Here is a 24,196-nt window from a genome sequence, read left to right as displayed (position 1 = left end):
GGAGTCAGCCCTCGCGCAAGCGTCGCGCCTGGCGGTACAGGTACAGGCTCAATACCAGCCCGCATCCCGCCGCCGCCGCCGCGAACAGAAACATCGAGGCAAAGCCGAACCCTGCCGCCACCGCGCCCACCAGCGGCCCGGTGATGCCCAGCGACAGGTCGATGAACAACGAATAGGCGCCCACCGCCGCGCCACGGTTGGCCGCCGACACCTGGTTCACCGCCTCTACCCCCAGCGCTGGGAATACCAGCGAAAAGCCGAACCCGCTCAGTGCCGCGCCCGCCAGGGCCATTCCGGCGTTGGGTGCCAGCCACAGCATCAGCAGCCCCAGGGTTTCCACCGACAGGCAAGCGATCGCCACGCGAAAGCCGCCGATACGGTTGATCAGGTTGCCGAACAACAGCCGCGCACAGATGAAACTGGCGCCGAACAGGCTCAGGGTCAGCGCGGCATTGGGCCAGTCGCGGCTGGCGTAGTACAGGGTGATGAAGGTGGCAATGGTACCGAAACCGATCGAGCCAAGCGCCAGTCCGGAGCCATGGGGAAAGACCTTGCCGAGTACCCGCAGGAACGGCAGGCGCACCCCGGAGACCACCGGCGCGGCACGCTTGGGCCAGGCTAGCAGCAGGCCGAGCGCGCCAAGCAGGATGATGCTTGCGCCCATGCTCCACAGGCCAAGGCTCCTGACCATCAGCACCCCCAGCGGTGCGCCGATCGCCAGGGCACCGTAGCTGGCGATGCCGTTCCAGGAAATCACCTTGGCGGTGTTCTGCGCGCCAACCCGGCCGATGCCCCAGCCAATCGAGCCCGAGCCCACCAGGCTCTCGGCGCTGCCCAGCACCAGGCGACCGATCAGCAGGCAGGTAAGGCTCAGCCAGGGCCAGGGGGTGAGGGCACTGCAGGCCAGCATGAACACGCCGCTCAGGCCGCAGCCGGCAAGCCCCCACATCACCGCCTTCTTGCTACCGAGGTTGTCGATGATGCGGCTGGCGGTGGGGCGACTGAGCAAGGTGGCCAGGTACTGGATGCTGATCACCAGGCCGGCGACTACGGCGCTGAAACCCAGGTCGTTGTGCACGTAGCCGGGCAACACCGCCAGCGGGATGCCGATGTTCAGGTAGCCGATGAAGGTGAAGAGGACGATGGAGACCACCTGGGTGGTGATGGTCAATGGTGAGGTAGATAGGGACATCCAGGGTTCCAACCGTGGCGAAACGAAGGCGTCGCTATCATAGCCACCTCGGCCCACGCCTTGCGAGGCGTGGACCGAGGTGTCGTGTTCAACCCTGCCTGTCGAAGAGATCTTCGCGGGCTCAGGGTAGTGCGCTGTGCTCGGTGCGGCGAGGGGGGCGCGCAATGCTTTGCTTATTGATAGTCATCCAGATAAGTCACCCAGAAGTCCGCATCGTTATAGGCGAGTGCCAATTGAGGCAGTACCACTCCGCCGCAGGATCGACAGGTATCCATTCGAGTAAAGACATGGATGGAGTCGATGCTGTGTGCGGGGTGCTGTTCCTTGACGATGCTCGCGATCAAGCGCTCGGCGTCCAGGTGGCGGGAGTGCCCGGTGATGTTCAATCTACCGGCATGTCTCACATTCGGAAGGCTGGTAATGCTTGGGTCGGGAGCGCGATCTTTCATCAGCTCTCGCGCATCCGTGTAGGTGATGCCCTCTATTGTGCGGCTGGTTTCCCCTGCCACATGGATTTTGACGTTCAATTTCTCCGCGCGCTTGCCGCCTGCCAGGGCGTAATAGACGAATTTATCTCCTGCTTTGGTCTGGATCGAGAAGAATGCCAGGTTGCTGGTGTTTACCTGTTTCGAGATCATATTCGAGACCGCGTCGTCGACAATGTTATCGACTGTGACGGGCACCCAAGTGGCTTCTTTGCCTTTTATCGGTAACAGCTCATTCAGGGTTTCGACGGTCGCGCGTTTTTCCGCGATGTTGCGTTGAGTGATTTTCCTCCAGTCGGGAATCAGTGCGCGTGTCTCTTCGACCAAGGCGCTCTGCGAATGCTCCCCTGACAGAATGTTCTCGGCAAAGTGCAGCATGTCGTTACGTACGTTGTTGTCGATGCACCATTGGGCGTATGTCTGGTACTCACGGTTGCTTGGTGCAGAGGCAAGCCAGTCTTTAAGCCCAGGTTCGTCTTTCTCTACGAGGGCGTGATAGAGGAGCTTGGCAATATTGTCCCGGTCAACAGCGCTGTAAGGGCGCTCGGAGACGAATCGGTACTGGTTGGATAGACGCAGGTACTCGTCGATTTCCGCCGGATCGCTAACGGGGGTGAATGACAGCTCACCGGGGCCTTGGCTGGTTTTATAAAATTGCCCATTGTCGACTTCAACGTAGACGTACGTTTCTGATTCCCACTCCATGCTGATTCCGCGCAGGCGTCGCCTATCGGTAACTTGATCGCAGATCTGCTCCAGCTCGACGACTGGTACTTGGGGGTTGATGGTCTTGGCTTGCGTGCCACTGATTTGATCAGAGAACCCGAAATTGCGTTCTCTGGACATACGCCCGGTGATTTCGGCGCGGTAGTTAGGTGCTTCGGGTAAGCCTAGGGCATCGCGTTGTTCGGCGCTCAAGGCCACGATCTGTTTGTCTGGCGTGAACCTCACGGGGTTGGTTCTTTTTATAGGCGCATGGCCCCATTTGCAAAACTTGCCTTCATGGACCAGCAGGTTGTGCGTTTGCTCCGCAGACTGTTCACTCGCCGGGATGGTACGCCGTTCAAGATGGAACTCCCTGGCCTCGAATGCCTGGCTGATTTCCTGTCCGCGCGTCAGTGGGTCGGCTCCTGGGGTGCCAAGGCGTTCAGCCGGCAGGGTCACTAATTTGGTATGGGAGGTGCAGGAAACCTCAACTACATCGCGCCTGAGGCGACAGAGGATTTGCTCGGCCTCCACATCGGTCAGTTCACTGAGGGGGGCCTTGGGTAATTCGGTGAGGCAGGGTTCGGCTGAGGTGGTATCCAGGTGGTAGCCGTGATCATCGATATGGATGTCGTAGTGACCCTCACCCTTGTAACGCACGCGTACCTCGCAAGCTTCATCGATTGACATGCTCAGTCTTTCGTCTGCCGTCGCAACTGCGGCGATGCGGGTAGGGTAGTGATCGGGACTGATACTTCCGGGTTCCTTCAGCAGGTTCAAAGAGTGCGCCAATGACGTGTCCTCTTCGATCAGCCGCGGTCCGAAGGGCAGGTTGTCGAGTGGGTCGAGTAGCTTGAAGTTCGGCGTCTCCGGCGTGCCAAGGTTGCGCACCAGTGTGTTTTCGCGCGTGCCCACTTGTTCCAGTTCGCCTGGCAGGGTGGAATGCCCAAGCTCGTTCAAGGCTTCCCGAGTGATGGCGTAGGTGCCTTCCTCGGTCATGTGCAGCAGTTGCGGCACGCCGCGCAGATCCTGCAGCCAATGCAGCGCAGGTTGTGCCAGCTTTTCCCAGGACTTGACCGAAAGCCAGCGGATGCCACGGCCGATGTCCCGATAAATGAGCACCGGGCTTTGTTCCGCCAAATGGGTGAGCAGGTCGCCGACTGCGCTGCTCATGACTTCATACGCCGCGCGCAGGGTCAGTTTGCCGGCATCGCGAACCAGCGTCAGGCTCGAGGCCATGAACCTGCCTGCGGGGATCAGCACGCCGACGGCATCCAGCACGCAGCCGATGATGACACCGGCGGAGTGATCACCCTTGACCAGATCGGCGATGCAGCCGTAGAAGGGCAGCAGTGTGCGCGCGAGGAAGTCGGCAATCTGTTTTTCCAGATCGACCAATTCCTCCCAAGGGGTGGTGTGGGTGTGATCGGCCTTGAGCTTGTCGAGCGTGGAGGCATACAGATGGGTGGTTGCCGTGGTGGCCAGGGTCTGGAAGAAGTCCTCCTCGCTCGCCCGGTTGGCGTACACCCATTGCGTGGAGGGGATCAGTGTGCCGTTGCGTGGCGTCTGCAATTGGCTGGCCACGCGTGACGGCGTGCCATTGAGGTAGGCGTCGCTGTCCAAGCGCGCCTGCGGGGTTAGGCGGTTCTTGCGTTTGAATTTCTCGATCGCCGATTGAAGCATCATCTCGGCCATGGTGCTTTTGGGGATGTAGCTCGGGGGGATGGTGTACTTGAAGGACTGCGCGCAGGGGCGTAGTGCGCCAGCGCCGGGGCAGAGTTCGAAATAGTGTTCCAGGCCGGCTGCATGGTTGTCGAAGTCGTCACGGTGGTCGCCGGATTGGCAGCGAATGAACAGGGCTTGTGTGCCGGTTTCACCGCCGAAGGTCACTAGGCTCACTTCGCAGGTAGAGATGTAGAGCAGGTTGCGCAAGGCTTGCGGCAGTTCCATGAACAGTCGCTTGATCAGCCGTGCGTGGGCGGCTTCCCACTCGGTCTTGAACGCCTCGAAGGCCTGGTCATAAAGCTGTGGCACCGTGCTTTCGCCATCGCGATAGATATCTCCCGACATCATCAGTTGCGTGAGGTTTTCGATGACAGGTTTCTGGCTAGGGTCGCCCGCGTCACCCATGAATCCCGGTGTGGCGATGGTGTGATGCCAGGTGTAGCTGCTCGACTTGGCCAGGCCGAGGCCGCTCAGGTGGGTCCAGGTTTGCGTTTCGGCAATGGATTTGTCCCAGTAGCGCGTGTCGACACCGGCTTCGCTCAACTGTTGCTCGGCCAAGGTTTTTCGATCAGGCGGAGCCTTGGCGATCTCCTGCGCATCCTGTGCGAATGCCTGTTGTTCGCGGGTAACGAACTGCACGGCCTGGTTGATCTGTTGCAGCGTCGCCTGGCTGATATCGTTGCCCGTGAAATCAGGCAGCGCACCGTGGGCCTTGGCGTAGCGCAGGGCAGGCAGAATCAGGGCGTTGCTCCACTGGCGCTGGAGTTGCTCATCGTCGCTGCCGCTCACGTCACTGGCCAAGGTGATGACCTTGTCATAGGCCGCCCGACTGCTGGCGCCAGGCAGCATGGCTTCGAGCAACCTGGCGCCGTGAATCAGGGCGACGCTCTGCAGGGAGCGGCCGTAGTAGAGCCAGTCGGGTGTGTCGCTGATCAGTAGTTCAGGCGCGATCTCCCGGAGCAACAGGTACTCGAGCAGGCTCAGTGCTGCAGGGGAGGCATCGGGATTGCGCGCACGAATGTCGTCACTGATTTTCGCGCGCAGTTCCAGGTGGCTGTACTCGGTCAGCCAATGATCCTGGAAGTCCTGCGCCATTGATCGATCATCGGGTGTGCGAGGGCCGAGGAAGTGATCGACGATTGCCCTGCTCGCCAGCGCTTGTGTTGCCCGCGGCGAAGCGTGCTCGTCAGGCAGTGCGCCATACCAGCCAAGTTTTTCCAGCAGGGGTTGGAGCAGTTCGGCGAACTGGCTTGAGTACATTGCCAGTTGCCAGGCTTGTGCGGCAGGTACCCGCAAATGTCGTGCTCCACCCTGGGTTTCGCAGAGCAACTCGAAGCCCGCCTTCGAGAGAAAGTCGTCGAGCGAGGCTTCCGGGCACCAGTCGTTGAACGCGGGTAGCGCAACCTCCAGCGGGCGGCTGTCTGGCAGGGAGGCGAGTGGCGAAGGGGTTTGCGACGAGGCCGTTGCAGGCAACAGCAGTGAGGCCAGGCGCAGGCAGCTGTTTGTACTCAGCGTGGGGTGCCTGCGCTGCAGTTCGGTTGCAAAGGAGTAGGCCTGCATGCCGGGTGTGCGTTGAGCATCGTCGATAGCGAGGCGCACCCAGGCCTGGATCTCTGCCTCGAGTGCGTGCAGTGTCACTTTTTGCAGAATTCGTGCGCCTAGCTCCTGGGTTTGCGCGTCACTCCAGGTGATGCTCGGAAGATCGTCGTGGGAGCGATCCTCATTGGCCCAGGCGGGCACCTGCGACATGACCGGGAGCACCCTGACGCGCAGCTTCATCATCGGCCCTGTCAGGTGCAGGTTGCGTGAGTGTGCCAGGGCTTGATCCTCGTACTCTGCCGTGGTGGGCAGCAGCGTTTCCATCTGGCTGGCCAGAGTGCTCAAGGCGGTTTGGCTTGTATCCAGCTGGTAGGCGGTCAGGCTTTGCAGCAGATTTTCAGCCGGGCACTGGGTCAACCAGTCGCTGGCGGTATCACGGTGTTGGCCGCGCTTGAACTGCAGCATCCATACCTGCAATGAATCTGGCACGCCAGTCAGCAAGGTGCCCAGTTCGGACCATTCATCCTGGCCAAGGCGTGTCGCCTCCTGGCTCAGCAAGCGATTGCCATGCAGCAGGTCAGCCAGTTGTTCCCGTGCGGTTGGTGTCTGGATTGACGCTTCGTTCAGCCAGGCGATGCGGGCGAAGAATCCATGTACCAGGCTTGGGGTTACGCTTGGCAGTTCAACGTTCAGCGCGGCAGCGACCAAGGCATAGGTCCTGCTGTCAGCGTACAGGTCCATCAGTTCTAGAAAGAGGCCGGTGGGATCGCTGGGGAACTGGGCATGCGTGTCGAGCAGATAGTTGAGTGTGCAGTGAACCGCTTTGATGTAGTCGTGCGCTTCGGTTGGTGCGCTGGAAGGAATGTCCGGATCGCTAGCGGTTGTCGCTGCTGTAGGGGTGGTTGCCGACACATGTACTCGAATATTTTCGAGCAGTTGTGTCGTGCTGAGCGATATGCCTGGTAAAGGATCGCGTTCGACAGGTTGCGTGATAGCGACTTCGCCCTGTGAGGTCGTGGCGGCTTGGTCGTCGGGAAAGCTATCGTCCAAGATCCCATCATCGAGGTTGATGGTATGGATTGCCGAAGGTTTGGTGGCAATGAGCCCGGATTTTTTTGACATGTGATGTCTCCTGTGGGGGAGGCATCAGTCTGTCGAGTTGAAATGAGCGCGAGGCGGTAGTGGGATAACGCGCCACGAGTGGCTGGACGGTGTGAAAACGCGATGACGGGGAGGTACTCCAGGTCAGCCGTTTTCACACGGTCGGACGGTGCGCGAGTTAGTCCTGGTCGGCGCTGGATGGATCGTCGCCGTCCTGGTCGACGGCAGGCGTCGGTTCGGCGTGGGCGGCAACGGATTGCTCTTCGGGGTTCAGGCTTGGGAAGGGAAGATTCGGGATTTCATGCATCTCGTCGTTCCTCGCAAGTGTGAGTGAAAAGACAGCGCCTTGGCGCGCGTGAGGCTTCGAAAAGCTGGGGCAGGATACCGCAGTCTGGATGACAGTTTGAGATTTTTCCGCCGCGCTTATCGGTTATTGCGGCGATCGGCCAAGCAATGGCAGCGTTCGGGCATCGGCAAGACTGTGGGGGCAGTTGGCCTGTTGAGGTTTCTCGAGCTGCCGCGAAGCCAGCGACACGGTGCCTGGCATCGGCCATGCCGGTGTTCGCGGCTGAAGCCGCTCCCACAGGAGGGGCGCGGCAGATGGAGGCCTCTTTGCAAGACAGTAGCGGCGCGATCAGCGACAGACGTCGGCGATGGCCGCGGCCAGCTGTTCCAGGCGCTGGGCATCGGCCCCGGCGATGTTCGCCCGACCGGTACCGACCATGTACACGCTGTGCCGCTCACGCAGTTGGCGCACCTGCTCCGGGTTCAGCCCGGTATAGGAGAACATCCCGCGTTGCGCCGCGATGTGCGCGAAGCGCTCGGCCAGGCCGTGGGGCGCCAGGGCCTGGACCAGCCCCTGGCGCAGCTCGGCGATGCGCTGGCGCATGGCGTTCACTTCTTTAACCCACAGCGCTTTCAGTGCCGGGTCGCCAAGAATCTCGGCCACCACTGCGGCACCGTGGTCCGGCGGTGTCGACCACAGGTTGCGTGCGATGAATGCCAGCTGACTGCGCACATCCTGCAGTTTTTCGGCGTCATGACAGCTCACCAGCAGCGCGCCGGTGCGGTCGCGATAGAGGCCGAAGTTCTTCGAGCAGGAGCTGGTGACCAGCAGCTCCGGCAATTCGGCGGCGAACAGGCGCACCGCCCAGGCGTCTTCCTCCAGGCCGTCGCCAAAGCCTTGGTAGGCGAAGTCGATCAAGGGCAGCAGGTTGCGCCGCTTGACGATGGCGAGCACCGCGCGCCAGTCGTCCTGGCCCAGGTCGAAGCCGGTGGGGTTGTGGCAGCAGGCGTGCAGCAATACCACGTCGCCTTCAGGGGCTTGCTCCAGCGCGGCGAGCAGGCCAGCGACGTTCAGGCGATTGTCCGCACCCACATAGGGGTAGTGGGACACCTTGAGCCCGGCGCCGGCGAAGATTGTCTCGTGGATCGGCCAGGTCGGGTTGCTCAGCCAGACGCCACGGCCCGGCAGGCAGTGGGCGATGAACTCCGCGGCCAGGCGCAGGGCGCCGGTACCGCCTGGGGTCTGGGTGGCGCCGGCGCGCTGGGCGGCGAGCAGCGGCGAAGCGCTGCCCAGCACCAGTTCACTGATCAACCGACCGAACGCCGCGTCGCCGTGGCCGCCGATGTAGCTCTTGCTCGCCTGGCGCTCGACCAACCGTTGCTCGGCCTGCTTGACTGCGGCGGGAATCGGCGTCAGGCCCTGGGCGTCCTTGAATACGCCGACACCCAGGTCGAACTTGTCCGGGTTGGCATCGCGGGCGTAGGCCTCCATCAGGCCGAGGATCGGGTCGCCGGGGACCCGGCCAATGGCCGTGAAGTGCATCACTTGCGCCCTTCGGCAGTCTTGGCGACTTCATCGGTGCGCGCGCACATGATGAAGTCATTGCGGTGCAGGCCTTTGATCGAATGGCTCCACCAGGTCACGGTGACCTTGCCCCATTCGGTCAGCAGGCCCGGGTGGTGACCTTCGGCCTCGGCAATTTCGCCGATGGCATTGGTGAAGGCCAGGGCGTGCTTGAAGTTCTTGAACAGGAACACGCGCTCGAGCTCCATGTGACCGTCGCGGACTTCGATGTTCCAGTCCGGAATCTCGCGGATCAGCACCGCCAGTTCTTCGTCGGTGACTTTCGGCGCATCGGCGCGGCAGGCTTCGCAGTGGGCTTGGTTCAAGGCATTCATAGGTGTTTTCCGGTTTGAGTTGTTATCGACAAGGCCGCTCAGGCAGCGACCTTGGGTGGAAACTTCGGTGCGTGCAGCCCCAACTGCATGGCCTGGTGGACCATGGCCATGATGTCTTCGTGGGCCAGGTCGAACAGGCGCTTCATGCTCGGCAGGACGAAGTACAGGGGCTGCAGGATGTCGATGCGGTACGGCGTGCGCATGGCCTCGATCGGATCGAAGGCCTGGTGCTCGGGCTCGCTTGACAGACTGTAGACGGTCTCCTTCGGCGAGGAGAGGATGCCGCCGCCGTAGATCTTGCGGCCCTGGGCGGTTTCCATCAGGCCGAACTCGATGGTCATCCAGTACAGGCGCGCCAGGTAGACGCGCTCTTCCTTGGTCGCGGCCAGGCCGAGCTTGCCGTAGGTGTGGGTGAATTCGGCGAACCAAGGGTTGGTCAGCAGTGGGCAGTGGCCGAAGATCTCGTGAAAGATGTCGGGCTCCTGCAGGTAGTCCAGCTCTTCCGGGGTGCGGATGAAGGTGGCGACCGGGAAGCGCTTGCTGGCGAGCAGTTCGAAGAAGGTCTGGAAGGGGATCAGCGCTGGCACCCGGGCGACTTGCCAGCCCGTGGTGGCGCCCAGCACCTTGTTGATTTCGCCCAGTTGCGGAATGCGGTCATGGGGCAGCTTGAGCTGCTCGATGCCGTCCAGGTACTCCTGACAGGCCCGGCCTTCGATGACTTTCAGCTGGCGGGTGATCAGGGTGTTCCACACCGCATGCTCTTGCTGCGGGTAGTCGATGAAGCCGTGCGCATCGGGCTCACGGGCCACGTAGTGCGTCTGTTTCATGTGGCTCTCCTGGGAGGACATTCTTGTTATGTTCAGGACATGCCCTAGAGATAACCCCGTCCTTGGTGCTTTGCACGGGTGTTTGCCACTGGAGGTGACATTCGTTTGCAGGGTTTTTGTAACGATAATTTTACAAGATCGGATTGATCCCGGAAAATGGTGGGTGCCAGGCTGGCCTATGTGCTGTTTTTGTCAGCTTATCTTTACGAGTTTTCCGTCGACCAACGAAATTTTTGTCTGTTTCGAGAGCCTCCATGCGTATCAAGGTGCATTGCCAAAACCGTATCGGCATCCTCCGGGACATCCTCAACCTGCTGGTGGAGTACGGCATCAACGTGCTGCGCGGCGAGGTGGGCGGTGACCACGGCAACGCCATCTACCTGCACTGTCCGAACCTGATCAACCTGCAGTTCCAGGCACTACGGCCCAAGTTCGAGTCGATCGCCGGGGTGTTCGGGGTCAAGCGCGTCGGCTTGATGCCCAGCGAACGTCGGCACATGGAGTTGAACGCGCTGCTCGGGGCGCTGGATTTCCCGGTGCTGTCGATCGACATGGGCGGCAGTATCGTCGCTGCCAACCGCGGCGCGGCGCAGCTGCTCGGGGTGCGCGTCGACGAGGTGCCGGGGATCCCCTTGTCGCGCTATGTCGAGGACTTCGACCTGCCGGAGCTGGTGCGGGCCAACAAGTCGCGGATCAACGGCTTGCGCATCAAGGTCAAGGGCGATGTGTTCCTGGCCGATATCGCGCCGCTGCAATCGGAGCACGACGAGAGCGAGGCCTTGGCTGGCGCTGTGCTGACCCTGCATCGCGCTGATCGTATCGGTGAGCGTATCTACAACGTGCGCAAGCAGGAGCTGCGCGGGTTCGACAGCATCTTCCAGAGCTCCAGGGTGATGGCGGCGGTAGTGCGTGAAGCGCGACGCATGGCGCCGCTGGATGCGCCTTTGTTGATCGAGGGCGAGACGGGTACCGGCAAGGAGCTGCTGGCGCGCGCCTGCCACCTGGCCAGCCCGCGCGGCCAGGCGCCGTTGATGGCGCTCAACTGTGCCGGCCTGCCGGAGTCGATGGCCGAGACCGAGCTGTTCGGCTATGGGCCCGGAGCCTTCGAGGGGGCGCGGGCCGAGGGCAAGCTTGGGCTGTTGGAGCTGACCGCTGGTGGCACGCTGTTTCTCGATGGCGTCGGGGAGATGAGCCCACGACTGCAGGTCAAGCTGTTGCGCTTCTTGCAGGACGGCTGTTTCCGCCGGGTGGGCAGCGATGAAGAGGTCTATCTCGATGTGCGGGTGATCTGCGCGACCCAGGTCGACCTGTCCGAACTCTGCGCGCGCGGTGAGTTCCGCCAGGATCTCTACCATCGTTTGAATGTGTTGTCGCTGCACATACCGCCATTGCGCGAATGCATGGATGGGTTGGAGGGCTTGGTGCAGCACTTCCTTGATCAGGCCAGTCGGCAGATTGGTTGCCCGATGCCGCGCCTGGCATCTTCGGCGATGGACAAGTTGAGCCAGTACCATTGGCCAGGCAATGTAAGGCAACTGGAAAACGTCTTGTTCCAGGCGGTGTCGTTATGTGAAGGTGGCGTGGTAAAAAGCGAACATATTCGCTTGCCGGATTATGGCGTGCGCCAGCCATTGGGCGAGTTTTCGCTGGATGGCGATCTTTCGCAAATTGTCGGGCGTTTTGAAAAAGCCGTGTTGGAAAGTTTGCTGGGCGAGTTTCCAAGCAGTCGCGCATTGGGCAAGCGGCTAGGGGTTTCGCATACGACCATCGCCAACAAGTTGCGTGATTATTCGTTGGGCAAGTCGGCGGAATAAAGTGGGCTGTGCATGAGCCTGCTCATGGCGAGTTGATGGTGTTTCCCGCGAAGGGCCGCAGGGCGGCCCCTTGGGCATCGGCAATCAGCCGTTGGAGCAGCCGTTCCCCATCACGCGGTATTCGAGAATGTGCTTCTGACCTTTGGAGTCTTCGTAGGTCATGCGGGCGGGTACGACTTCGCAAACATTAGGCACTTCGCTCATGGAAATAACACGGGCGATGTCCAGGTGCTGCGAATAACTGTACTGTTCAACCGGAATCTGCTCGGCATTGTTTGCCTCGCCGGCCATTGCCGCGCCGCAAAGACTGCCAAGTACCAATACCAGTAAAGCTTTCATTTTCTATTTACCTATCTAAGGTCGTGAGGGGGCACGCGGCGCTGAGGGCGCCGCGAGTACAGCAAGTTTCAACTATCAGGATGAGCTGCGAATTAACTTTGCCTGGGTGGGGGCTGTTACCAAGTTAATCGCGTTGCCGTTGCTGGCGAGGTGAATTCTAGGAGGGTGGCCGGGGCTGAAACAGAGGGGGTTTTGATAAAGTCTTTTGACAGAATCTGTAACAATCCCCCAGGTATTCACTGTCGTTGCTGCATGGGATGACTGAATGCCATGTGCTAGAGCGGCCCGGTTCAAACAGCGGGTTGCCGGGGCGGCGCGTTACTACCAACGTCGAATGGTGTTTGCTGCTCTGGTACAGTTACAAACGGTTCCATACAAAAACAACTATTACACCGAGGTAACACAGATGAGTGCGGCTCCACTGTATCCCGTTCGTCCCGAGGTTGCGGCCAGTACCCTGACCGACGAGGCCACCTACAAGGCCATGTACCAGCAATCGGTGATCAATCCGGACGGCTTCTGGCGCGAGCAGGCCCAGCGTCTGGACTGGATCAAGCCCTTCACCAAGGTCAAGCAGACCTCGTTCGACGACCACCACGTCGATATCAAGTGGTTCGCCGACGGCACTCTGAACGTCTCCTACAACTGCCTGGATCGTCACCTCGAAGCGCGTGGCGACCAGTTGGCGATCATCTGGGAGGGCGATGACCCTTCCGAGCACCGCAACATCACCTACCGCGAACTGCACGAGCAGGTCTGCAAGTTCGCCAACGCCCTGCGTGGCCAGGACGTGCACCGTGGTGATGTGGTGACCATCTACATGCCGATGATCCCCGAGGCCGTGGTCGCCATGCTGGCCTGCGCCCGCATCGGCGCGATCCACTCGGTGGTGTTCGGCGGCTTCTCGCCCGAGGCTCTGGCCGGACGCATCATCGACTGCAAGTCCAAGGTGGTGATCACTGCCGACGAAGGCCTGCGTGGCGGCCGTCGCACGCCGCTCAAGGCCAACGTCGACCTGGCCCTGACCAACCCTGAAACCAACAGCGTGCAGAAGATCATCGTGTGCAAGCGCACCGGTGGTGATATCGCCTGGCACCAGCATCGCGACATCTGGTTTGAGGACCTGATGAAGGTCGCCTCCAGCCATTGCGCGCCTAAAGAGATGGGCGCCGAGGAAGCGCTGTTCATCCTTTATACCTCCGGTTCCACCGGCAAGCCCAAGGGCGTGCTGCACACCACCGGTGGTTACCTGGTGTATGCGGCGCTGACCCACGAGCGCGTGTTCGACTACCGCCCGGGCGAGGTCTACTGGTGCACCGCCGACGTCGGCTGGGTCACCGGCCACAGCTACATCGTCTACGGCCCGCTGGCCAACGGTGCCACTACCTTGCTGTTCGAAGGCGTGCCGAACTACCCGGACATCACCCGGGTGTCGAAGATCGTCGACAAGCACAAGGTCAACATCCTCTACACCGCGCCTACCGCCATCCGCGCCATGATGGCCGAAGGCGAGGCGGCGGTGGCCGGTGCCGATGGCTCCAGCCTGCGCCTGCTGGGCTCGGTGGGCGAGCCGATCAACCCCGAGGCCTGGAACTGGTACTACAAGACCGTGGGCAAGGAGCGTTGCCCGATCGTCGACACCTGGTGGCAGACCGAGACCGGCGGCGTGCTGATCAGCCCGTTGCCGGGTGCCACCGCGCTCAAGCCAGGCTCGGCGACCCGTCCGTTCTTCGGTGTGGTGCCGGCGCTGGTGGACAACCTGGGCAACCTGATCGAAGGCGCCGCCGAGGGCAACCTGGTGATCCTCGATTCCTGGCCGGGCCAGTCGCGCTCGCTGTACGGCGATCACGACCGTTTCGTCGATACCTACTTCAAGACCTTCCGCGGCATGTACTTCACCGGTGACGGCGCCCGTCGCGATGAAGATGGCTACTACTGGATCACCGGTCGCGTGGATGATGTGCTCAACGTCTCCGGCCACCGCATGGGCACCGCCGAGATCGAGAGCGCCATGGTCGCCCATGCCAAGGTGGCCGAGGCCGCGGTGGTGGGTGTGCCGCACGATATCAAGGGGCAGGGCATCTATGTGTATGTCACCCTCAATGCCGGTGTGGAGCCGAGCGAGCAGTTGCGCCTGGAGCTGAAGAACTGGGTGCGCAAGGAAATCGGCCCGATCGCCTCGCCGGATGTGATCCAGTGGGCGCCGGGGCTGCCGAAGACCCGCTCGGGCAAGATCATGCGCCGGATCCTGCGCAAGATCGCCACCGGTGAATACGATGCGCTGGGGGATATCTCGACCCTGGCCGACCCGGGGGTGGTGCAGCACCTGATCGACACCCACAAGGCGATGAGCCTGGCTTCCGCCTGATCGTCGACCGCCCTGAAACGATGAACAAAGCCCCGCCGGGCAACCGGCGGGGCTTTTGCTTTGCTACAGAGGTGTTACTCCGACATTCATCGGTAACCTTTCGCTGTCACCTATTTCGCACAAAACCGGGGCCTGCAGAAACATTCACGTGCCAGAACGGTGCGTTTTTGCGAGCATTTCTTGCGCTGCGGCACGCTGCACTTGCCGGAATACAAGGCTTTGCCAATAATGGGCCCGCTTATTGCTTTGTGTATGGGTTATTTCTTTTTTGCTCTTGCATAATCCGCAGGAGCTGTCAATATCGCCCGCCGCGGTTCCAGGCGCTTCTGTAACTAGTTGTCGCTTTGAAGAAATATCGACTACCGGGCTGTCGCTAAAATGCCACTCACTCGCTCGTGGTCTGCGACCTTGGTCGAACCCTGCGCGGCTCGCGTTGTACCCATTCGCATATCGGGCAGCCGTTACAACTGCCTTGTATTGCCCCGTACCGATGGAGTTACCTGATGAAGAAGCTCGCACTGCTTGGCGCCCTGGCGCTTTCCATGTTTTCCCTGGTCTCGCAGGCCGACGAGAAGCCGTTGAAGATTGGTATCGAGGCCGCCTACCCACCCTTCGCCTTCAAGCAGCCCGACGGCAGCCTGGCCGGCTTCGACTACGACATCGGCAATGCCTTGTGCGAAGAGATGAAAGCCAAGTGCACCTGGGTCGAGCAGGAGTTCGACGGCCTGATCCCGGCGCTGAAAGTGCGCAAGATCGACGCCATCCTGTCGTCCATGTCGATCACTGACGATCGCAAGAAGTCGGTCGACTTCACCAAGCGCTACTACCTGACCCCGGCCCGCTTGGTCATGAAGGAAGGCACCACCGTCAGCGACAGCCTGGTCGAGCTCAAGGGCAAGAAGATCGGCGTGCAGCGCGGCTCCATCCACGACCGCTTCGCCAAGGAAGTCCTGGCCCCGCAAGGCGCCACCGTCGTGCCTTACGGCACCCAGAACGAAATCTACCTCGATGTCGCCGCCGGCCGCCTGGACGGTACCGTGGCCGACGCCACCCTGCTCGAGGACGGCTTCCTGAAGACCGACGCTGGCAAGGGCTTCGCCTTCGTTGGCCCGGCCTTCACCGACACCAAGTACTTCGGTGATGGCGTCGGTATCGCCGTGCGCAAGGGTGACAAGGCCAACGCCGACCGCATCAACGCGGCCATCGACGCGATCCGTGCCAACGGCAAGTACAAGCAGATCGAAGCCAAGTACTTCAATTTCGACATCTACGGCCCTGACGCCAAGTAAGACGTCGAGATACACCTGTGTAATGGTGCAAACAGCAGAATCTCTGAGGTTTGCACCATTTTTCATTCCCAAGCCCTGAGGAATCCGAATCATGTTGAAAGGCTATGGGGCAGTCATCCTCGACGGAGCGTGGCTGACGCTGCAGCTCGCCCTGTCGTCGATGGCCCTGGCCATCGTCCTCGGCCTGATCGGCGTGGCGCTGCGCTTGTCGCCGGTGCGCTGGTTGGCCTGGTTAGGGGATCTGTACTCCACGGTCATCCGTGGCATCCCCGACCTGGTCCTGATCCTGCTGATCTTCTATGGCGGCCAGGACATCATTAACCGGGTGGCGCCGCTGCTCGGCTATGACGACTACATCGACCTGAACCCCCTGGTCGCCGGCATCGGCACCCTGGGCTTCATCTTCGGTGCCTACCTCTCGGAAACCTTCCGTGGCGCCTTCCTGGGTATTCCCAAGGGGCAGGCCGAGGCGGGCGCGGCCTATGGCATGAGCGGTGTGCAGGTGTTCTTCCGGATCATGGTGCCGCAGATGATTCGCCTGGCGATCCCGGGCTTCACCAACAACTGGCTGGTGTTGACCAAGGCGACCGCGCTGATTTCCGTGGTCGGCCTGCAGGACATGATGTTCAAGGCCAAGCAGGCGGCCGATGCCACCCGCGAACCCTTCACCTTCTTCCTGGCGGTGGCGGCGTTGTACCTGGTGTTGACCAGTGTCTCGCTGCTGGCGTTGAAGTATCTCGAGAAGCGCTACTCGGTGGGCGTCAAGGCGGCTGAACTATGATCTTCGACTACAACGTCATCTGGGAAGCCATGCCGCTGTACCTGGGTGGCCTGCTGACCACCCTCAAGCTGCTGGCGCTGTCGCTGTTCTTTGGCCTGCTGGCGGCCATCCCGCTGGGCCTGATGCGGGTGTCCAAGCAGCCGCTGGTGAACATGAGCGCCTGGCTGTACACCTATGTGATCCGCGGCACGCCGATGCTGGTGCAGCTGTTTTTGATCTACTACGGCCTGGCCCAGTTCGAGGCGGTGCGCGAGAGCTTCCTGTGGCCGTGGTTGTCCAGCGCGACCTTCTGTGCCTGCCTGGCCTTTGCCGTCAACACCAGCGCCTACACCGCCGAGATCATCGCCGGCAGCCTCAAGGCCACGCCCCATGGCGAGATCGAGGCGGCCAAGGCCATCGGCATGTCGCGCATGAAGATGTACCGCCGCATCCTGCTGCCTTCGGCATTGCGTCGGGCGCTGCCGCAGTACAGCAACGAAGTGATCATGATGCTGCAGACCACCAGCCTGGCGTCGATCGTCACCCTGATCGACATCACCGGTGCCGCGCGCACGGTCAATGCCCAGTACTACCTGCCTTTCGAGGCCTACATCACGGCGGGCGTGTTCTACCTGTGCCTGACCTTCATCCTCGTGCGCCTGTTCAAGCTGGCCGAACGCCGTTGGCTCGGCTACCTGGCGCCGCGCAAGCACTGACCGCTCTGTGAGAACCGACAGCATGTACAAACTGCAAATCCAAGACCTGCACAAGCGCTATGGCAGCCACGAGGTGCTCAAGGGTGTCTCGCTGGAAGCCAAGGCGGGCGATGTGATCAGCATCATCGGCTCCAGCGGCTCGGGCAAGTCGACCTTCCTGCGCTGCATCAACCTGCTCGAGCAGCCGCATGCGGGCAAGATCCTGCTCAACAACGAAGAGCTCAAGCTGGTGGCCGGCAAGGATGGCGCGCTCAAGGCCGCCGATCCCAAGCAGCTGCAGCGCATGCGTTCGCGCCTGTCGATGGTGTTCCAGCATTTCAACCTGTGGTCGCACATGACCGCGCTGGAGAACATCATCGAAGCGCCGGTGCATGTGCTGGGCGTGAACAAGAAGGAAGCACTGGAGAAGGCCGAGTATTACCTGGCCAAGGTGGGCGTGGCCCATCGCAAGGACGCCTTCCCGGGCCACATGTCCGGTGGCGAGCAGCAGCGGGTGGCGATTGCCCGTGCCCTGGCCATGGAGCCGGAGGTGATGCTGTTCGACGAACCGACCTCGGCGCTTGATCCTGAGTTGGTGGGGGATGTGCTCAAGGTCATGCAGTCGCTGGCCCAGGAAGGCCGCACCATGGTCGTGGTCACCCACGAGATGGGGTTTGCCCGCGAGGTTTCCAACCAGCTGGTGTTCCTGCACAAGGGCCTGGTAGAGGAGCGCGGTTGCCCGCGCGAAGTGCTGGTCAATCCGCAGTCCGAGCGCCTCAAGCAGTTCCTTTCCGGTAGCCTGAAGTAAAGGCTGCACTTTGCACCATGATGGGGCATGCTGCGCAACGCACGCAGCATGCCCTGGCGCCACAAGCGCGAACCCTTCTTTCCAGGTTTCGGACCACGCCCTATGACCACCCAGCGAATCGGATTTCTCATCTGGCCCGGCACCAAGCCGCTGACCCTGGCGCTGGCGGAAGAAGTGTTGCTGGTGGCCCAGCGGGTGCATCCGGACGTGGCCTACGAACTGCTCTATCTGCAGGCCGAGGCCGGGCAGGAGGGCAGCTGGCGCCTGCCGGGCGAACCGTGGAACGGTCGCCTGGAGGGCTGTCACAAGTTGTTCCTGCTGGCCGATGAGCCGCCAGCGGCTGTCGGTTCGGCGCTGTCGACAGCGCTCAAGCAGCTGGCACGCAGTGGTTGCATGATTGGCGGGCTGTCTGCCGGGGTCTATCCGCTGGCCTTGTTGGGCTTGCTCGATGGCTACCGCGCCGCCGTGCACTGGCGCTGGCAGGATGACTTCAGCGAGCGTTTCCCCAAGGTGATCGCCACCAGCCATCTGTTCGATTGGGATCGTGATCGCCTGACCGCGTGCGGCGGCATGGCGGTGACCGACCTGCTGCTGGCCCTGCTGGCCCGGGATCACGGCGCGGAGCTGGCGGGGGCGGTGTCGGAGGAGCTGGTGGTCGAGCGCATTCGCGAAGGTGGCGAGCGCCAGCGTATACCCCTGCAGAATCGTCTAGGCTCCAGCCATCCGAAGCTCACCCAGGCGGTGTTGCTGATGGAAGCCAATATCGAGGAGCCGCTGACCACCGACGAGATCGCCCAGCATGTGTGCGTGTCGCGCCGTCAGCTGGAGCGGATCTTCAAGCAGTACCTCAATCGCGTGCCCAGCCAGTACTACCTGGAGCTGCGCCTGAACAAGGCGCGGCAGATGCTGATGCAGACCAGCAAGTCGATCATCCAGATCGGCTTGTCCTGCGGGTTCTCCTCGGGGCCGCATTTTTCCAGTGCGTACCGCAACTTCTTTGGCGCCACGCCGCGTGAAGACCGCAACCAGCGGCGCAGCAGCAGCCCGTTCGAGCTCAGTTCGGCGCCGGCCGAGAAGGGCTGATTTATCTATTCCCTGTGCTGGCCCTTTCGCGGGTAAACCCGCTCCCACAGGTAATCTGTCGTTTTCAGGTGCGGCACCATCCTGTGGGGGTGGACTTGCCCGCGAAGAGGCCGGCGCAGGCTGCCTTTCTTCTTGATGTGCACACCCGTTCACCCAGCCCCCTCTCTCCCGTACACTGCGCGAATGCGACACTGTTTGTCGCATTGCCGAAAACCGCGTGAAAACACGGTTTGGCGCTGTAACAAGTTGTCGCCTGGCAGCAAGGACAGGCGCCGATCAGTCCTTACAATCGCTCCATCGCTCGCCACTTCCTGGCCAGCGTTCCTCTTCAGGAGACTCAGATGTCCGTTGAGCAAGCCCCGGTGCAACGTGCCGATTTCGACCAGGTCATGGTTCCCAACTACTCCCCGGCGGCCTTCATTCCTGTGCGAGGCGAGGGTTCCCGAGTCTGGGACCAGACCGGGCGCGAGCTGATCGACTTTGCTGGCGGCATCGCGGTCAACGCCCTCGGCCACTGCCACCCGGCGCTGGTCAAGGCACTGACCGAACAGGCCAATACCCTCTGGCACGTCTCCAACGTATTCACCAACGAGCCGGCCCTGCGCCTGGCGCACAAGCTGGTGGACGCGACCTTCGCCGAGCGCGCGTTCTTCTGCAACTCCGGCGCCGAGGCCAACGAGGCCGCCTTCAAGCTGGCCCGTCGCGTCGCTCATGACCGCTTCGGCCCGGAGAAGCACGAGATCATCGCCACCGTGAACAGCTTCCACGGTCGCACCCTGTTCACCGTCAGCGTTGGTGGCCAGCCCAAGTATTCCGACGGCTTCGGTCCGAAGATCACTGGTATCAGCCATGTGCCCTACAACGACCTGGAAGCGCTCAAGGCGCAGATTTCCGACAAGACCTGCGCCGTGGTCATCGAGCCGATCCAGGGCGAGAGCGGCGTGGTCCCGGCCGACAAGGACTACCTGGAGGGCGCGCGCAAGCTGTGTGATGAACACAATGCCCTGCTGATCTTCGATGAAGTGCAGACCGGCGTTGGCCGTACCGGTTCGCTGTACGCCTACCAGCACTACGGCGTCACCCCGGATATCCTCACCAGCGCCAAGAGCCTGGGCGGTGGTTTCCCGATCGGCGCCATGCTGACCACCAGCGAGCTGGCCAAGCACCTGGCCGTCGGCACCCACGGCACCACCTATGGCGGCAACCCACTGGCCTGCGCCGTGGCCTGCGCCGTGCTTGATGTGGTCAATACCCCGCAAACTCTGGCGGGCATCAAGGCCAAGCACGAGCGCTTCAAGACCCGCCTGGAGAAGATTGGCCAGGAAGCCGGCCTGTTCACCCAGGTGCGCGGTGTCGGCCTGCTGATTGGCTGCGTGCTCAGCGACGCCTGGAAAGGCAAGGCCAAGGACATCCTCAATGCCGCCGAGAAGGAAGGCGTGATGGTCCTGCAGGCCGGTCCGGACGTGGTGCGCTTCGCCCCGAGCCTGGTGGTCGAGGATGCCGATATCGATGAAGGCCTGGCGCGCTTCGAGCGTGCCGTGGGCAAACTGACCCAGGGCTGATCCTGCGGTCCTTTCGCCGGCCCCGCCGGGCCGGCGAAACCTGAATTCCAGTGCGGGCACCTGCTTGCAGGTGGTGGCGCGTGCCCGCCGTTTTTCCGTGCCGATGTGATCGGCGTGCTTTCCCGAAAGGAGTGACACCATGCTGGTGATGCGCCCCGCGCAAATGGCGGATCTGAACGAAGTGCAGCGCATGGCTGCCGACAGCCCCATTGGTGTCACCTCGCTGCCGGACGACACCGCTCGCCTGGGCGACAAGATCGCCGCCTCGGAAACCTCGTTCGCCGCCGAAGTGAGTTTCAACGGCGAGGAGAGCTATTTCTTCGTGCTCGAGGACAGCGCCACCGGAAAACTGGTCGGCTGCTCGGCCATCGTCGCCTCGGCCGGTTACTCCGAGCCGTTCTACAGCTTCCGCAACGAGACCTTCGTGCATGCCTCGCGCGAGCTGAAGATCCACAACAAGATCCATGTCCTGTCGCTGTGCCACGACCTCACCGGCAACAGCCTGCTGACCAGCTTCTACGTGCTGCCGGAATTGGTCAACAGCGCCTTCGCCGAGCTCAACTCCCGAGGGCGCCTGCTGTTCATGGCCGCGCACCCCGAGCGCTTCGCCGAATCGGTGGTGACCGAGATCGTCGGCTACAGCGACGAACAGGGCGAGTCGCCGTTCTGGGATGCCATCGGGCGCAACTTCTTCGACCTCAACTATGCCGACGCCGAGCGCCTGTGCGGGCTGAAGAGCCGGACCTTCCTCGCCGAGCTGATGCCGCATTACCCGATCTACGTGCCGCTGCTGGCCGACGAGGCCCAGGAGGCCATGGGCCAGGTGCATCCGCGGGCACAGATCACCTTCGATATCCTCATGCGCGAGGGCTTCGAGACCGAGCACTACATCGACATCTTCGACGGTGGCCCAACCCTGCATGCGCGCACCTCGGGCATCCGCTCGATTGCCCAGAGCCGGGTGGTGCCGGTCAAGCTCGACGATGCGCCAGCCAAGGGCGGGCGCCCCTATCTGGTGTGCAACGGCCAGTTGCAGGACTACCGCGCGGTGTTGCTGGAGCTGGATTGGGTGCCGGGAAAACCGGTCAGCCTGAACAGCGAGGCCGCCGAGGCCCTGGGTGTCGGCGAAGGTGCCAGCGTGCGCCTGGTCGCGGTCTGAGTTGGCGCAACAGAGAGTTTCGCGGCAGGCACAGGCCGCCGCACAAGGAGATAGCATGATCGTTCGTCCTGTACGCAGCAGCGATTTACCCGCGCTGATCGAGCTGGCCCGCAGCACTGGCACCACCGGGCTGACCACGCTGCCGGCCAACGAGGAGCGCCTCGGCCACCGCGTTGGTTGGGCCGAGAAGAGCTTCCGCGGCGAAGCCGAGCGCGGCGATACCGACTACCTGTTCGTGCTGGAAAACGACGAGGGCCTGGTGGTCGGTATCAGCGCCATTGCCGGTGCCGTCGGCCTGCGCGAACCCTGGTACAACTACCGGGTCGGCCTGACCGTCAGCGCCTCGCAGGAGCTGAACATCTACCGCGAGATCCCGACCCTGTTCCTGGCCAACGACCTGACCGGCAACTCTGAGCTGTGCTCGTTGTTCCTGCGCAGCGACTACCGCAGTGGCCTCAACGGTCGCCTGCTGTCCAAGGCGCGGATGCTGTTCATTGCCGAGTTCCCCGAGCTGTTCGGCAACAAGATCATCGCCGAGATGCGTGGCATGTCCGACGAGCAGGGGCGTTCGCCGTTCTGGGAAAGCCTTGGCCGGCACTTCTTCAAGATGGAATTCAGCCAGGCCGACTACCTCACCGGCGTGGGCAACAAGTCGTTCATCGCCGAGCTGATGCCCAAGTTCCCGTTGTACACCTGCTTCCTGTCGGAGGCGGCGCGCAATGTCATCGGCCGCGTACACAGCGACACCGAGCCTGCCCTGGCGATGCTCAAGCGCGAGGGCTTCAACTACCAAGGCTTCGTCGACATCTTCGATGCTGGCCCGGCCATCGAGTGCGAGACGTCGAAGATTCGTGCCGTGCGCGACAGCGAAACCCTGGTGCTGGCGGTCGGTACCCCTGGTGATGACGCCACGCCCTACATCATTCACAACCGCAAGCGCGAAGACTGCCGCATCACCGCCGCGCCCGCCCGTCTGGCGGCCGGCACCCTGGTGGTCGACCCGCAAACCGCCAAGCGCCTGCGCCTGGGGGCTGGCGACAACGTCCGCGCGGTACCGCTGTCCGCCGGTCGGGAGGCTCAATAAATGACCACGCATTACATCGCCGGCCAATGGCTGGCTGGCCAGGGCGAAGCCCTGCAATCGCTCAATCCTGTCAGCCAGGCAGTGATCTGGCAGGGGCAGGGCGCCGATGCGGCCCAGGTCGAGGCTGCCGTCCAGGCTGCCCGCCAAGCGTTCCCGGCCTGGGCATCGTTGAGCCTGGAGGCGCGTACAAGCGTGCTGGAGGCCTTTGCCGACAAGCTCAAGGCGCGAGCCGAAGAACTGGCGCGCTGCATCGGTGAAGAAACCGGCAAGCCGCTGTGGGAGTCGGCCACCGAAGTGACCAGCATGGTCAACAAGGTCGCCATCTCGGTGCAGAGTTATCGCGAGCGCACCGGTGAGAAGAGCGGCCCGCTGGCCGACGCTACTGCCGTGTTGCGGCACAAGCCCCACGGCGTGGTCGCGGTGTTCGGCCCGTACAACTTCCCCGGCCACCTGCCCAATGGGCATATCGTGCCGGCGCTGCTGGCCGGCAACTGCGTGGTCTTCAAGCCCAGCGAGCTGACGCCGAAGGTTGCCGAGCTGACGGTCCAGTGCTGGATCGAGGCCGGCTTGCCGGCCGGCGTGCTCAACCTGGTCCAGGGCGCTCGTGAAACCGGCGTGGCACTGGCTGCCAACCCGGGCATCGACGGTTTGTTCTTCACCGGTTCCAGCCGCACCGGCAACCTGCTGCACCAGCAGTTCGCCGGCCGCCCGGACAAGATCCTCGCCCTGGAAATGGGCGGCAACAACCCGCTGGTGGTCGATGAGGTCAAGGACCTGGACGCGGCGGTGTACACCATCATCCAGTCGGCTTTCATCTCTGCCGGCCAGCGCTGCACCTGTGCCCGTCGCCTGCTCGTGCCGCAGGGCGCGTGGGGTGATTCGCTGATCCAGCGCCTGGTCGAGGTCTGCCGTGGCATCAGCGTCGGCGCGTTCGACCAGCAGCCCGCGCCATTCATGGGCTCGGTGATCTCGCTGCAGGCCGCTCGCGCACTGCTGGCAGCCCAGGCCGAGTTGCTCGGCAAGGGCGCGGTGGCGTTGCTGGAGATGACCCAGCCCCAGGCCAGCGCCGCCTTGCTCACCCCAGGCATCATTGATGTCACCGGTGTGCCTGGGCGCCCGGATGAAGAGTTCTTTGGGCCGCTGCTGCAGGTGATTCGCTACACCGACTTCGACGCGGCGATCGAAGAGGCCAACAACACTCAGTACGGCCTGGCCGCTGGCCTGTTGTCGGATTCCAATGCCCGCTACCAGCACTTCTGGCTGCGCAGCCGCGCTGGCATCGTTAACTGGAACAAGCAACTGACCGGTGCCGCCAGCAGCGCGCCGTTCGGGGGCGTCGGCGCCAGCGGCAACCACCGCGCCAGCGCCTACTACGCGGCGGACTACTGCGCCTACCCTGTGGCTTCGCTGGAGACCGCAAGCCTTGCACTGCCGGCGACCCTGACGCCGGGCGTCACCCTATAACAACAGGTCTCGG

18 protein-coding genes are annotated in these 24,196 nt (G+C 62.4%); 11 read left to right on the top strand and 7 right to left on the bottom strand.

Annotated elements, in window-relative coordinates; all coding sequences use genetic code 11:
* Window positions 1-4: 4 nt before the first annotated feature.
* The 6 genes from HU772_RS17555 to phhA all read right to left on the bottom strand — a co-directional run bounded on the left by HU772_RS17555 (window position 5) and on the right by phhA (window position 9,758).
* On the bottom strand, window positions 5-1,192 hold the full coding sequence (locus HU772_RS17555) for an MFS transporter (protein WP_186661771.1): 1,188 nt from the start codon (window positions 1,190-1,192) through the stop codon (window positions 5-7).
* A gap of 173 nt (window positions 1,193-1,365) precedes the next feature.
* Window positions 1,366-6,768, bottom strand: coding sequence for a deaminase domain-containing protein (locus HU772_RS17550; RefSeq protein ID WP_186661770.1), 5,403 nt, complete (start codon window positions 6,766-6,768; stop codon window positions 1,366-1,368).
* Window positions 6,769-6,925: 157 nt separating this feature from the next.
* Window positions 6,926-7,054, bottom strand: a complete 129-nt coding sequence (locus tag HU772_RS25090) for a hypothetical protein (RefSeq protein WP_264082545.1) — start codon at window positions 7,052-7,054, stop codon at window positions 6,926-6,928.
* A gap of 327 nt (window positions 7,055-7,381) precedes the next feature.
* The gene (locus tag HU772_RS17545) at window positions 7,382-8,575 is read right to left on the bottom strand and encodes an amino acid aminotransferase (RefSeq protein WP_186661769.1); all 1,194 of its coding nucleotides are present in this window, start codon (window positions 8,573-8,575) and stop codon (window positions 7,382-7,384) included.
* Complete coding sequence (locus tag HU772_RS17540; protein ID WP_062574779.1) at window positions 8,575-8,931, bottom strand: 4a-hydroxytetrahydrobiopterin dehydratase; 357 nt, start codon at window positions 8,929-8,931, stop codon at window positions 8,575-8,577. The genes HU772_RS17545 and HU772_RS17540 overlap by 1 nt, the downstream gene beginning before the upstream one ends.
* 38 nt (window positions 8,932-8,969) lie before the next feature.
* Window positions 8,970-9,758 (bottom strand): phenylalanine 4-monooxygenase, encoded by a 789-nt coding sequence (gene phhA, locus HU772_RS17535; RefSeq protein WP_186661768.1) that lies wholly within the window; start codon window positions 9,756-9,758, stop codon window positions 8,970-8,972.
* Window positions 9,759-10,012: 254 nt separating this feature from the next.
* Here phhA and HU772_RS17530 point away from each other — a divergent pair, with 254 nt between their 5' ends.
* Complete coding sequence (locus tag HU772_RS17530) at window positions 10,013-11,572, top strand: sigma-54-dependent transcriptional regulator (RefSeq protein WP_186661767.1); 1,560 nt, start codon at window positions 10,013-10,015, stop codon at window positions 11,570-11,572.
* 84 nt (window positions 11,573-11,656) lie between these two features.
* On the opposite strand, the gene HU772_RS17525 is transcribed toward HU772_RS17530, so the two are convergent.
* Window positions 11,657-11,911, bottom strand: coding sequence for a DUF2790 domain-containing protein (locus HU772_RS17525; protein ID WP_186661766.1), 255 nt, complete (start codon window positions 11,909-11,911; stop codon window positions 11,657-11,659).
* A gap of 406 nt (window positions 11,912-12,317) precedes the next feature.
* Between HU772_RS17525 and acs the strand changes: the two genes are divergently transcribed.
* From acs to astD, 10 genes are all read left to right on the top strand, one after another.
* Window positions 12,318-14,279 carry an acetate--CoA ligase gene (gene acs / locus HU772_RS17520; RefSeq protein ID WP_186661764.1) on the top strand — a complete coding sequence of 654 codons (1,962 nt, stop codon included), beginning with the start codon at window positions 12,318-12,320 and terminating at the stop codon, window positions 14,277-14,279.
* A gap of 503 nt (window positions 14,280-14,782) precedes the next feature.
* Entirely contained in the window at window positions 14,783-15,568 is a 786-nt protein-coding gene (locus tag HU772_RS17515) for an ABC transporter substrate-binding protein (RefSeq protein ID WP_186661763.1), read from the top strand.
* Between the two features lie 91 nt (window positions 15,569-15,659).
* Window positions 15,660-16,349 carry an ABC transporter permease gene (locus HU772_RS17510; protein ID WP_028691070.1) on the top strand — a complete coding sequence of 230 codons (690 nt, stop codon included), beginning with the start codon at window positions 15,660-15,662 and terminating at the stop codon, window positions 16,347-16,349.
* On the top strand, window positions 16,346-17,044 hold the full coding sequence (locus tag HU772_RS17505) for an ABC transporter permease (RefSeq protein WP_186661762.1): 699 nt from the start codon (window positions 16,346-16,348) through the stop codon (window positions 17,042-17,044). Before HU772_RS17510 ends, HU772_RS17505 begins: the two co-directional genes overlap by 4 nt.
* A gap of 22 nt (window positions 17,045-17,066) precedes the next feature.
* Entirely contained in the window at window positions 17,067-17,831 is a 765-nt protein-coding gene (locus HU772_RS17500; protein ID WP_186661761.1) for an ABC transporter ATP-binding protein, read from the top strand.
* A 102-nt stretch (window positions 17,832-17,933) separates the two neighbouring features.
* Window positions 17,934-18,914 (top strand): transcriptional regulator ArgR, encoded by a 981-nt coding sequence (gene argR, locus HU772_RS17495; RefSeq protein WP_186661760.1) that lies wholly within the window; start codon window positions 17,934-17,936, stop codon window positions 18,912-18,914.
* Window positions 18,915-19,255: 341 nt separating this feature from the next.
* Entirely contained in the window at window positions 19,256-20,476 is a 1,221-nt protein-coding gene (locus HU772_RS17490; protein ID WP_186661759.1) for an acetylornithine transaminase, read from the top strand.
* 139 nt (window positions 20,477-20,615) lie between these two features.
* Entirely contained in the window at window positions 20,616-21,635 is a 1,020-nt protein-coding gene (aruF, locus tag HU772_RS17485; RefSeq protein ID WP_186661758.1) for an arginine/ornithine succinyltransferase subunit alpha, read from the top strand.
* Window positions 21,636-21,690: 55 nt separating this feature from the next.
* Entirely contained in the window at window positions 21,691-22,719 is a 1,029-nt protein-coding gene (gene astA / locus HU772_RS17480) for an arginine N-succinyltransferase (RefSeq protein ID WP_186661757.1), read from the top strand.
* A complete protein-coding gene (gene astD, locus HU772_RS17475) occupies window positions 22,720-24,183 on the top strand; it encodes a succinylglutamate-semialdehyde dehydrogenase (RefSeq protein WP_186661756.1) in 1,464 nt (487 codons plus the stop codon). It abuts the gene before it with no gap.
* The last annotated feature ends 13 nt before the right edge of the window (window positions 24,184-24,196 follow it).

Source organism: Pseudomonas xantholysinigenes (assembly GCF_014268885.2).
Classification (GTDB): domain Bacteria; phylum Pseudomonadota; class Gammaproteobacteria; order Pseudomonadales; family Pseudomonadaceae; genus Aquipseudomonas; species Aquipseudomonas xantholysinigenes.
Note: the sequence above shows the minus strand (reverse complement) of the source record. Positions and strands in the feature narration are given on the sequence as shown.